The 1,072-nt window shown below is 79.9% G+C and carries 1 protein-coding gene; it reads left to right on the forward strand.

What is annotated here, in order from left to right:
• Window positions 1-625: PucR family transcriptional regulator (locus tag EEJ42_RS31405; RefSeq protein ID WP_184503360.1), on the forward strand; the 625-nt coding region annotated here is incomplete at its 5' end.
• Between the last annotated feature and the right edge of the window lie 447 nt (window positions 626-1,072).

Here is a 1,072-nt window from a genome sequence, read left to right on the forward strand (position 1 = left end):
CGGCGAGCCGCTGCGGCGTGCGCTCGCCGGGCTGGACGGGCTCGCCGGGTTCCCCGGACCGGCCGGGGCGGCGCACGGCGGTGTCCACGCGGAGGCCGACGGCGCGGGCTACGCCGTGCTGCCGGTGCGCGACGAACAGCGGCTGGCGCGCGTCGTCCGCGAACTCCAGGACCGGTCCGGGCTGGTGGCCGGGGTGGGCCGTACCGTCCCCGGCCCCGACGCGCTGGACCGCTCCCGGGCCGACGCCGACCTGGTCGTCCGGCTCCTCACCCGGCTGGGCGGCGCGGGCGGCGCGGCCGCCCACATCCGCGATGTCCACCTGGACGCGCTGCTCATGCAGACGGTCGACCTGGCCGACGAGGCCGGGCACGACCCGCTCGGCGCGATCGCCGAGCTGGAGCGTTACGACCGCGAGCGCGGCACGGAACTGCTCGACAGCCTGGCCCGCTACCTCGCCGCCGGCGAGGACGCCCGGCTGGCCGCCCGCCAGCTGCACATCCACCCCAACACGCTGCGCTACCGCCTGCGGCGGGCCCACGAGATCGCGGGCCTCGACCTCGCCGACCCGGCCGCCAAGTTCGAGATCCAGCTGCGCCTGCGCCTGCGAGCCCTGCGCCTGCCGTAGTCGGCCCGGCCCGCGTGCCCAGCTTCTGGCCCGCCGCCGACTTCCGGCGCGCCCCCGACTCCTGGCACGTCGCCGATTTCCGGCGCGCCCCCGACTCCCGACCCGCTGCCTCCGGTGCGTCCCACGCACGGCCCGTTGACGGCCCGGAGCCCTCGCGGCGGGCGGCCCCGCGGCCTGCGGTGGGTGGTCCTGGCGACCGACGCCCCTCGCCTGGTGTGCTCAGGCCGAGTGGCCTCGCGCCCGGGACGACCCCCGCCGGGACGCGCCGCCCGCGCCCGTGGGGACAAGGCACTGGGGCGGCCATGCCCGCGCCCGAGGACGGGCAGTACCGGGACGGCCCTCCGCCCGGGGACGCCTCCCGCCCGGGGACGGACACCGGCCGGGACGGGCCCGCCGAGACGGCCCTGCCCGCGCCCGGGGCGGGCAGCACCGGGGCGGCCCGGCACC

It is taken from the genome of Streptomyces botrytidirepellens, from assembly GCF_003721215.1.
GTDB classification, from domain to species: Bacteria; Actinomycetota; Actinomycetes; order Streptomycetales; family Streptomycetaceae; genus Streptomyces; species Streptomyces himastatinicus.